This is a genomic window from Bacillus rhizoplanae (assembly GCF_917563915.1).
Lineage (GTDB): Bacteria > Bacillota > Bacilli > Bacillales > Bacillaceae_G > Bacillus_A > Bacillus_A rhizoplanae.
Window position 1 is genome coordinate 1 of sequence record NZ_CAKJTI010000065.1, and the last position, 3781, is coordinate 3781.

The following is a 3781-nucleotide window of genomic DNA, read 5'->3' on the forward strand; positions in this document are numbered from 1 at the left end:
AGGACGAAAGAGAGGTAGGGCTTTCGTTGTTTTAGGTAATATACTATCTAAGTCATTATTTCTAGAAGAAAAAACAATCAATCTCACCGCTATCTTTAAGAATTTCTTACATCTACTGAGACAGTGAAGAGTAATTGTTTATCTTCTCTACGTAAAATTGATAAACGAACTGGTAAAACCATATGGTTAACTACAAAAATGGTTTCCAGACCAGGAAATCATTTTTAATTTCATTTACATAACAATAGTAAATTAAGCAATAAGAAGGAGTGTACACATGAAAAAAATGTTAACAAAAGAATTGAGTAATGAATTAAAGAAGCGGGAAGGGATCATTTCTATTACAGTTGAGCCTTATGAAAAAATCGAAGTTGGTGGAATTCGTGTAGATGGACCAGCTGTTATTCTAATTAATCAAGAATAGGTAAAAATAGTTGCATGCAAGAAGAAAAGGATCAGCCTTTAAGAGAAGGGGGGATCCTTTTTGTTTGCTGCTGATAATAATAGAATATACATAAATTTCATCTGATGTGATGGGATTAAAAGTAAGGAGTGGGTTGGGATTATCATGGTGGAAAGTTTAATATTAGTAGTATTTCTTTGTATGTTATATAAATTAGTTGATAAAAAAACAAACTAATTGTTTGAAACGATATATTAATTTCTTTTTAAGGGCGAGATTTATTTTATAGTGAAATGGATAATTTAAAGGAGGAATTTAGATGGATGCAAGGAAAGAACGCATAAAATACGAGAAAATGACAAAGAACTATGACCGTATTTATTTCGTTTCGTTTTTTCTATTGATTGTACTTGTTTATAGTAGTGTGATTATCATAGGAGCTACAGGGGGAAAATATGGAGTGTTTTTGTTGTTAGCAATTTTACTTAACGCACGTATTACTAAAGAATCTCAAAAAAAGTATGAGCAGTACTCTAATAAAGGGCGTATTTAAAATGATACATATCATGAAAGGAACAACCTGGATGTACATTCAAAGTATCCCTATATCATCACCTATTAACTAGTAAAAGTAACCTTATATAAATAATTTTTTAGCAATTTAGGAATAGAAAACGTACCTTATTAAAATGTTATTTTCGTTCATATAATGAATTATCCTTCTAGCATATTTATAAGATTTATATCATATATTAAGAGAAAGAATGTAAGTTAGAAAGGAGTCTTATAGAATGAGTTATTTGGAGGGAAATGACTTTAGTGAACAAAATATGGTAAGTGTACCTAATCCCTACGTATATCAGACATTACAATCGGTAATTGGTAAACATGTGGTTATTGAAACTGTAAGAGGTAATGTAAGAGGAAAGTTAAAGGATGTGAAACCAGATCATTTGCTCATTGAAGATACGGTACCATATATTGTACGCATTCAACAAATTGTATGGATTATGCCAAAACAATGATCAAATTACATCTAATTTAATTTATAACAGATTGGTGTCATAGACGACCAAATAAAAACACAGGGTTTTATCTCTGTGGTTCTTCAAATTTTCGTTTTTGAATATAGGCTTGAGCATGAATAATTTCTTTCTGAAGCTCTTTTAATTCTTTCATAGATTCTGATTCAATAGCCATGTAAGTAGTAACTAAACTGATCATCATATCCATCTTCTCTACTATATTTTGAATGACCTGTTCAGATTGCTCTTTTTTAGGGTGTTGTATTGCTGTTAATACATCTTCTATATAATTATTCTTTCTTTGCTGGATATCATAAATAAACTGTTTTGTGTTTGAGTTCATTTGTTTTCCCTCCGTTTTGGATATATTTCCATTCTATCATATTTGAATAGAAAATATTGGATTCCCCCAAAATTATGCCTGTCTCGTACATCTCCTCAAATATACAAGCAAATTCCTTAACGTACAGGGAACTAATCAAAATATGTAAATTTTGTGTCTAAACGTACAATTTTCTTTTTTTGATATGGTGACCCCTATAAGCGAGTGTAGTGCTTATTTTATTTCACGATTAAAGCTCAATACTCGTATATATCAGAAAAACAAAGAGCCTGAATACTTTCAAAATGGAATGATGAAAAAACATTCTGAGTACATCCAACTAGATATGGAACAATTTATTGACCGATTACAACCTGGTGAAACATATGAAATCCCTGAGATTTATATCGGAATGTATCAAAAGCTTCCTGCAAGACTTATTCTGTATAAATTAACTGAAACGCAAATGAAACGTAGGCAAAAGGATTTAGCATCTAAAGAACATAAGAAGCAAATTACCTATAAAGATCGCAGTAAACGACTTAGTGCAATTAACTTTTACATTACAAATATTCCATTGGAATATCTACCAAAAGAACAAGTATACGATTTTTACTCCTTACGATGGCAAATTGAACTTATCTTTAAAACATGGAAATCATTTTTTCGTATTCATCACTGTAATTCTGTAAAATTAGAACGACGAGAATTAAGCGAATATAAAGCGATTTATATCATAAAAGATTATTTTCCACTTATCTATCAATCTTTACAAAAAGACACCCAAGAATTAACAAAGATATTGTTTCGTCTGTTCAATCTCTTACAGAAAAACGGACGAAAATCCCATAGGTATGAGAAGAAAACAGTCTTTGATATCTTAGGCATCGTATACAATTTTTCTATGTCTCACAATCATTTAGCGTAATCAAAAAAATTGAAACCCGATGGGGTTTATTTGGTATGCAAATCTTTATAGAAATTACACTGGATCTTTAGAAAAAAGAAAAAAATTCACATGAAATTAAATTTAAATAGGCTTAGCTTGATGGGCATGTGGCGGGACCCCTATATACATTCAAAATTGAATTTAGATAGGCTACTAGGCATATATCCAATCTAAGCTTTGACCCTGAGCATAAACTAGTTATAAGTCTAATTTTAATAAGGAGTGAACCTCGAATCATGGTATATATACGACAAATGCCACCCTATGCCCTGAATCCTTGGGGTCTTCAAAATTGTTTGTATCGGTTCACGTATTTGTGGCTTAGAAACGGAGACAATTTCTGGTTTTTTTTGACGACTGTCGGGGAATCAAGAATTTATGGCTATAGGTTTTTCGGCGGAAGATGGAATCATTATTCGGTTGCTTTAAGCGATATTGTTTCCTTCCATTGTTCTCCTCCGACTCCAACTCTATATTAAAACACTGCGCCTGACCTTCGTAATCTGAACTAACTCATTTTGAAGTAGCTAGATTTCCATCCCAAGCATAAAGTGTAGAACTTCCGAGAACGAATCTTATGTGAACACGAAAACCCTTCAGATCGTTCAACTGAAGGGTTTTTAGTAAGTTCCTAGATACATTGAATACTGATAATGAGACATTATGTTAACCTTACATGAATATCCTATTCATCCAAATTTGCACAAAATTGTCCTTGCTGATGGTACAATTAGAGTGATGGAGGGATATTATGGGATATATTATGGGTTATATTGAATTTTATGGAATACTGTTTCTTATATTCGGCACTGCAATATTCGTAATTATCAAGGCTGATTCACCAAAAATTAAGGCTAAAAATCTGTCATTCGTAATGATCGGTTTAGGGATAAATATACTTGCAAGTCCAATGGCTTTTTTTATAGGTGGAATGGCAACAGCTCCCCCAGATAGTACTGAACTTGATTTTTTGAAAGGATTTTTCTTTATTCAGGCAATACCGCTCCTTATATTAATAATAGGAATCTTAAAATGGCTTATTGACAGAGGAAAAAATAAATGAGCTTATAAATAGAATTGCT

Annotated in this window: 5 protein-coding genes and 1 pseudogene; 5 read left to right on the plus strand and 1 reads right to left on the minus strand. The window is 31.7% G+C overall.

Going from position 1 to position 3781, the window contains the following annotated elements; translation table 11 throughout:
• Positions 1 to 277: 277 nt before the first annotated feature.
• The 3 genes from LRP84_RS22145 to LRP84_RS22155 all read left to right on the plus strand — a co-directional run bounded on the left by LRP84_RS22145 (position 278) and on the right by LRP84_RS22155 (position 1428).
• Positions 278 to 424, plus strand: coding sequence for a BC1881 family protein (locus LRP84_RS22145; protein ID WP_000738547.1), 147 nt, complete (start codon positions 278 to 280; stop codon positions 422 to 424).
• 298 nt (positions 425 to 722) lie between these two features.
• On the plus strand, positions 723 to 956 hold the full coding sequence (locus LRP84_RS22150) for a hypothetical protein (protein WP_230577054.1): 234 nt from the start codon (positions 723 to 725) through the stop codon (positions 954 to 956).
• 238 nt (positions 957 to 1194) lie between these two features.
• Entirely contained in the window at positions 1195 to 1428 is a 234-nt protein-coding gene (locus tag LRP84_RS22155; protein WP_002068860.1) for a YuzF family protein, read from the plus strand.
• A gap of 67 nt (positions 1429 to 1495) precedes the next feature.
• On the opposite strand, the gene LRP84_RS22160 is transcribed toward LRP84_RS22155, so the two are convergent.
• Positions 1496 to 1771: a hypothetical protein gene (locus LRP84_RS22160; protein WP_230577055.1), complete on the minus strand. Its 276-nt coding sequence runs from the start codon at positions 1769 to 1771 to the stop codon at positions 1496 to 1498.
• 196 nt (positions 1772 to 1967) lie between these two features.
• On the opposite strand from LRP84_RS22160, the pseudogene LRP84_RS22165 reads away from it, so the two are divergent.
• Positions 1968 to 2678 (plus strand): annotated as a pseudogene (locus tag LRP84_RS22165) (transposase); the annotation flags it as partial.
• Positions 2679 to 3450: 772 nt separating this feature from the next.
• A complete protein-coding gene (locus LRP84_RS22170) occupies positions 3451 to 3762 on the plus strand; it encodes a hypothetical protein (RefSeq protein ID WP_230577056.1) in 312 nt (103 codons plus the stop codon).
• Positions 3763 to 3781 lie beyond the last annotated feature (19 nt).

Excerpts from the sequence above, each read along its gene's own strand:
- LRP84_RS22150 (WP_230577054.1), top strand. The coding sequence starts at position 723 with ATGGATGCAAGGAAAGAACGCATAAAATACGAGAAAATGACAAAGAAC.
- LRP84_RS22160 (WP_230577055.1), bottom strand. The coding sequence starts at position 1,771 with ATGAACTCAAACACAAAACAGTTTATTTATGATATCCAGCAAAGAAAG.
- LRP84_RS22170 (WP_230577056.1), top strand. The coding sequence starts at position 3,451 with ATGGGATATATTATGGGTTATATTGAATTTTATGGAATACTGTTTCTT.
- LRP84_RS22145 (WP_000738547.1), top strand. The coding sequence starts at position 278 with ATGAAAAAAATGTTAACAAAAGAATTGAGTAATGAATTAAAGAAGCGG.
- LRP84_RS22155 (WP_002068860.1), top strand. The coding sequence starts at position 1,195 with ATGAGTTATTTGGAGGGAAATGACTTTAGTGAACAAAATATGGTAAGT.